General features: G+C 54.8%; 1 protein-coding gene. It reads right to left on the bottom strand.

Features of this window, described 5'->3' with window-relative positions; all coding sequences use genetic code 11:
* A partial coding sequence (locus tag KJQ96_RS38960; protein ID WP_213291216.1) for an HAD hydrolase-like protein occupies nucleotides 1-323 on the bottom strand: 323 nt, incomplete at both ends.

The following is a 323-nucleotide window of genomic DNA, read 5'->3' as shown; positions in this document are numbered from 1 at the left end:
CCGACGACTCCGGGCAGACCCGAAATATCGGCGATTTCGACGTATCCATAATAGGGGTTCGCCGGCTCATGGCCGCGGTTTACCCAGACCTTGTTTTTGATGCCGAGATCATGGGCCGACATCAGGTCATAGCGGAAGGAGGACGAGCAATGCAGAATATCTTCCGGACCGCAGCTCAGTCTATCGAGCATGTATTCGAAGGCCTTGAAACGCGGCTTGTAGGCTTGGGCTTGCTGGGCCGTGAACACCGCGTGGAAGGGAGCACCGAGCTTTTCGACATTGGACATGATCTGCGAATTCATAGCATTCGACAAGATCACGAG

This window comes from Bradyrhizobium sp. sGM-13 (assembly GCF_018398875.1).
In the GTDB taxonomy this organism is placed as follows: domain Bacteria; phylum Pseudomonadota; class Alphaproteobacteria; order Rhizobiales; family Xanthobacteraceae; genus Bradyrhizobium.
This window is presented reverse-complemented; position numbering and strand designations above follow the sequence as displayed.